The 5,270-nt window shown below is 69.1% G+C and carries 3 protein-coding genes; 2 read left to right on the top strand and 1 reads right to left on the bottom strand.

What is annotated here, in order from left to right; genetic code table 11:
• On the bottom strand, positions 1-635 hold a 635-nt coding region (locus ABDW35_RS31645; protein ID WP_343717824.1), incomplete at its 3' end, for a Gfo/Idh/MocA family oxidoreductase.
• Positions 636-818: 183 nt separating this feature from the next.
• On the opposite strand from ABDW35_RS31645, the gene ABDW35_RS31640 reads away from it, so the two are divergent.
• Positions 819-1,853 carry a LacI family DNA-binding transcriptional regulator gene (locus ABDW35_RS31640; RefSeq protein ID WP_343717823.1) on the top strand — a complete coding sequence of 345 codons (1,035 nt, stop codon included), beginning with the start codon at positions 819-821 and terminating at the stop codon, positions 1,851-1,853.
• Between the two features lie 105 nt (positions 1,854-1,958).
• Positions 1,959-5,270, top strand: a 3,312-nt coding sequence (locus ABDW35_RS31635; RefSeq protein WP_343717822.1) for a hypothetical protein, incomplete at its 3' end; no start/stop codon positions are given.

Raw genomic sequence — 5,270 nt, 5'->3', positions numbered from 1 at the left:
AGGACGGCGCCGCCCTCCAGTTCGAAGATGGCGTTGGCGCTGGCGCCATGCGCGTACCAGGACCCGGCCGGGTTGCTCTCATGGCAGTAGACGGCGAGGGGGCGGCGGCCGGCGACCAGGCGGGCGGCGTCCAGCGTGTGGATCGCCATGTCCAGTAGCAGCACATGCCGCATCTCCTCGCGGAAGCCGCCGAAATGCGGCGCGACGAAGAAGTCGCAATGCACGCCCGTGATCTCGCCGATCAGGCCGTTGGATGCGGCCCGCTGCAGCCGGCGGATGCCGGGGTGATAGCGCCGGTTCTGCACGACCGCATGCACCCGGCCGGCCTTTTTCGCCGCCGCCACCAGCTCCCGCGCGGCCTCCAGGCTGTCGGCCATCGGCTTCTCGCTCAGCACGTGGCAGCCGCGGGCCAGGCCGGCCAGCACCACGTCGCGCCGCGCGGGCGGCACCACCACGTCGAACAGGATGTCGGGCTTGAGGCGGTCGAGCAGGGCCGGGACATCGGTGCCGGTCTCGGCGCCGGCCAGCCCGAACTCGTCGGCGCGGCCGCGGGCGCGGGCGGGGTCGAGATCGGCCAGGCCGACCACCTCCAGCCCCTCGATCTGGCGGGCGGCTTCGAGCCAGGCCCGGCTCATGGCGCCGCATCCGGCAAGGACGGCTCGCACTTCGATATCGCTCCCCTCAACCCGGCGGATTGTTCGATTGTGTCGCCGTAAACGTTTACGATATTGATGTCGGACGTATCTGCCTGTCAATCCGGTTGTGGCATTGCCGGGGCGTTCGGTTGCACTCTGTCGCCGCGGAAGGGAGGGAATCGCTTGGGAATCCGCGAGCTCGCGAAGCATCTGAACATCTCGATCGGGACCGTCTCCCGCGCCCTCAACGGCCGTGGCGACGTCAATCCGGAAACCCGGCGGCGGGTGCTGGAGGCGGCGGCCGAACTCGGCTATTCGCCGAACCAGTCCGGCCGCAGCCTGCGCCAGGGGTCGACGCGGGCGATCGCCTTCATGCTGCAGGCCTATAGCGGGCCGGAGCCCTATGGCGAGCCGTTCTTCATCGGCCTGTTCGACGGGGTGCAGGAGGTGCTGGCCCGGCACGGGCTCGACCTGATCGTGCTGCTGAACACGCCGGACGGCGACCACGAGGCACAGCTGCGCCGGGTGGTGGAGCGGCGCCTGGCCGACGGCATTCTCCTGCCCTGGACCCGGCGGATCGACCCGCGGCTCGACTTCCTGGCTCAGCGCCGCTTCCCCTTCGCGGCGCTGGGCCGCAGCCTGTCCGGCGGCGACCACCCCTGGCTCGACCTCGATTTCCACCAGGCGGCCGGGACCGCAATCGGCCGGCTGGCCGGCTTCGGCCACCGCCGCATCGCCCTCGGCAATGCCGGGCACGACCTGATGCAGGGCCATGTGCTGCTGGACGGCTACCGCCAGGCCTTGGCCCGGAATGGTATCGCCTTCGACGAGGCGTTGGTGCAGGGCGAGGAGATGACCGAGGCCGGCGGCTACCGGCTGGTCGACGCGCTGCTGCGGCGCGGGCCGCCGCCCACCGCGCTGTTCGTGGTCAACGAGCGCATGGTGGTCGGCGCCTATCGCCGGCTGAACGAGGCCGGGCTGCGGCCGGGGCGGGAGATCGCGGTGATCGGCGGCATGATCGACAGCCCGTTCAGCCGTTTCCTGTCGCCGGCCCTGACCTGCTTCCGCCTGTCGCTGCACGATCTCGGCGTGAAGCTGGCGGAGGCGCTGCTGGCCACCATGCCCGGTTATGCCGATGACTATGGCGGCCTGGTGCAGGATCTCTGGCCGCTGGAGCTGGTGCCGCGGGAAAGTGACCGGGTGCCCCTGGGCGGATGATCCCTATCGATTAGGTTCCGGTTGACGGGATGGGAATTCCCTCCGTAGCCTCCTCCCTGTCATAAGAAATTCAAGAATGATTCACAACCGAGGGGGAAGGCGATCATGAGCCTGAGCTTCAGGGATGCCCTGTCCGGAGTCACGCAGACTCGCCCCGCCGTCGCCAAGCAATCCCCCAACGCGGTCCAGTTCAACCAGTCGGTGCAGCGCGCCAAGGACGAGACGCCGGCAACGCCACCGGCGCAGCAGGCGGAGGCGCCGCCGGTCTATCCCTGGAACAGCGCACCGGCCGGGATCGTCGAGCGCAAGATCGAGCCGGGGGTGTGGCCGTTCCGGATCTATGCGCAGGAGGGTGTCGATCCGAAGGACAACAAGGCGCAACTGGCGGCCACGTCTCAGCTCGACCCGAAGGCCTTCGGCAACCGGCCCGGCGCGTCCGGCGATATCGACCAGCAGCTCGAGTCCGGCGACAAGGTCTATGTCCTCGATTCGGACCGGCTCGGCCTGCTGGAGAACCAGCGAACGGCCCTCGCCACCGCCAGCGACCCGAAGAAGAGCGAGGCGGAGCGGGACAAGGCGAAGGACGACCTGGTCGTCGCCATCGCGCAGGAGGTCGACACCGCCTCGCTGGGCCAGGGCGTACCCAGCTTCGGCCGCGACGCCAATGGCAACGGCAAGCTCGAGGGCAGCGAGTTCAGCCCTCTGGTCGCGCCGATCGCCGAACGCGCCCCGAACGACCCGGTCTTCCTCGATGCCCTGAACCAGGTGCGCGAGATGAAGGAGCGGTCGTGGAAGGCCGATGGCCGGACCACCGACCAGCTCGGCAAGATCGCGGAGGCGGGCGACCGCGGCGATTACGCCGCGGTGACGGCCGAGACCAAGCGGCAACTGGTCGCCCTCGCCGACGGCACGGAGGGGCCGGAGGCGGCGAAGATCACCGCCCTGACCAGGCGCGCGGGCATCTACCAGGCCTATTCCGGCGGCGACGAGAAGCAGTACCTCGCCGCGGTCCAGGAAGGGACCAAACAGGCGGTGCAGGAACTGCGGGTCGAGCGCCCGGTGCGGGAGCTGCAGGCCGCCTGGGGCAAGGGCGGCACCGACGGGGCCAAGGCCTTCCTGGCCAAGCTGCGCGAGAAGACGGACACCAAGGACAGCCTGCCGGGCAGCGGGTCCCTGTTGGCCTCCGACCCCCGCGTCCAGGGGCTGGTCGACCAGTCGATCGACGCGATCGCCGGGTCGCAGTCCAGCGGCGGCGACCGCCGGGCCCAGATGCAGGCGATGATCGACCTCGGCGCGTCCTGCCAGACCATCCTCTACAATGACGGCGACAAGCCCGGCGCCGGCAAGGCCTTCGTCGACCACGTGGCCGCCCGCATCGTCGACAAGATGAACAGCGACCTCAAGGGCGGCCACATCAACCTGCTGCACGAGCAGACATTCTTCAGCTTCATGAGCCGCGAGGACACGGAAGGCTCCGGCACCTCGCTGCTGACCGCCATCGCCGCGCGGACCGCGACCCTCGGCGCCGACGAGCAGGCGAAGCAGAAGCAGAAGGGCGAGCCCGGCTTCAGCAACTATCTGTCGCAGAACTCGAACGCCCAATGGGCGGTGCGGCGCAGCATCGAGCAGTTCGACGCCGCCGCGACCAAGCAGGACGACAAGATCAACAAGCTCTACAACGAGCTCTATCACGGCCTCAGCGGCTGGGGCGGGGTGAAGCCCGACGACCCGATCCCCGCGACGGACCAGCTGGCGCGCGACATGGAGGCGATCGACAACCTGTCGCCGGACAACCAGAAGAAGGCGCAGGAGCTCACGCGGGAGGGCGAGAAGAAGCTGCCGCAATGGGAGCGGCAGGAGAGCATCCAGCTCGCGCTCAACCTGTACAAGGGCGACCTGAAGAAGGTCGACGGCTTCGACACCGAGGCGCCGATCCCGATGCTCTTCGGCACCGGGATCATGCTGACCAAGTCGAAGTCGATGCAGGAGGCGATGAACGGGCTGCCGGAGCTGCCCAAGACCAAGACGGATCCCTACGCCAACGCCTCCACCACGGATCCCGCGGCCACGGGCACCATCTGGGTCCAGCGATCGACCCGCGCGTTGGCGACCTTCGCGGTGGTCGAGACCATGAAGGGCGGCGTCAAGAACATCAACCAGGCGATGGCGGAGAATCGCTATCAGGCGATTCTCCGCGGCGACGCCGTGGCCAGCCGGGCCGAGATCGACGCGCTGACCAAATCCCTTAAGGGCGTTGCGACTGATCCCAACGCGGATTTCGACAAGTATCTCAAGACGCTGAAGGCGAATATCGGCGAGGCGCGGATCCAGGACATCATCGCCGGGCGGGCGAAGCCGACCGACGCCGAAAAGCGGCAGATGGCGAGCGCCGACCGGCTGAACATCGGCACCAACGCCATCACCCGCCTCTCCGGCGGCGGCAGCGCCATCCTGTTCGGCCGCAACCTCGGGGCGCTCGACAGCTCGCCGGCCGACCTCGTCTACTACCTGCCGCACACGATGATGATGCTCAACGCCGCCCAGACGGCGCTGCTGCCGAATGCCCGGGAGATCCTGACCGGCAAGGATGCGAGCACGCCGGGCAGCCTGGAGACCCGGCTCAAGGGCGCCCAGGCCCGGGTCGCCGCCAGCGATCTCGGGACGCTGCAGAAGGGGCTCTGGGGCAAGTCCCTCGGCGCGCTGGACAAGCTGCGCGGCGGCGGGGTCGACGTGCTGTATGTCGGCGCCGACCTCAGCAACGCGGTCATGAACGGCTTCGGCCTGGCCGGCACCAAGCAGGACTTCGTGAAGACGGCCGGCTACGCCACCGCCACGGTCAGCGACGCGATCTTCGCCGCCTCCGCCAGCACGACCCTGTCGAGCGGGGCGGTCGCCGACACGGCGCTCGGCCGGCTCATCACCGCCCTCGGCCCGCTGAAGGTCAGCGGCGTGGCGGCGGTGCTGCAGGTGGCGGGCGCCGGCATCGTCCAGGGCCGCAGCGCCTACAACGCCGCGCACACCTACGACAAGGCGGATGCCGACGCGATCCAGGTGCTGTACGGCGTCAAGGACCGCAAGGTGGCGGAGGTGCTGGCCGACCACAACGACCTGCTGGACGAAGGCCTGCTCGGCATCCTGCAGACGGTCTTCCCCGGCGACGAGCACCTGATGGGCGGCGACGAGCTGACCCGCAGCGCCGGCAACGTCCTGACCGGCGCCTACAGCGATCTCGACTACACCAGGGCCCGCCTCGGCGCGATCTTCAACCGCTGGACGCCGGACCAGGCGGACGAGGTGGCCAAGACCGTCAAGGACATGACGGCCAAGGACGGCAAGCTGCGGGACAGCCAGGACGACCTCAAATATCTCGAGCTGCCGCCGGACCCGACCAAGGCCGACCTCTCGAAATATCCCGGC

Source organism: Inquilinus sp. (genome assembly GCF_039594555.1).
Classification (GTDB): Bacteria; Pseudomonadota; Alphaproteobacteria; order DSM-16000; family Inquilinaceae; genus Inquilinus.
Note: the sequence above shows the minus strand (reverse complement) of the source record. Positions and strands in the feature narration are given on the sequence as shown.